We start from the raw sequence: 253 nt of genomic DNA, 5'->3' as shown, positions 1-253 counted from the left end.
ATAGGCTTTTGGATTGTTATTTTTAATTTCTAACAGCCAATATCCAAACCTCTTTTCTGCAAGTGCAAAAGACTCTTTTTTGTGAGTCTGGATCTGAATATAGCTGAATGAATTACCAAAGTATTTTGTAAATCCGGCGTATTTTTTTTCGTAAGCGTTATGCCATTTTTGAAAAGTCTGCTCGTTAGCTGGTGGTGCCCCGTATCTGTTTTTCTTATCCTCTTCATAGCTGATATGATTTTTGTTTTCGTAG

At 35.2% G+C, this 253-nt stretch carries 1 protein-coding gene; it reads right to left on the bottom strand.

Annotated elements, in window-relative coordinates:
* Nucleotides 1–253: hypothetical protein (locus SB772_RS43495; protein WP_410838963.1), on the bottom strand; the 253-nt coding region annotated here is incomplete at both ends.

This window comes from Paraburkholderia sp. SIMBA_030, assembly GCF_046535245.1.
Classification (GTDB): Bacteria; Pseudomonadota; Gammaproteobacteria; order Burkholderiales; family Burkholderiaceae; genus Paraburkholderia.
This window is presented reverse-complemented; position numbering and strand designations above follow the sequence as displayed.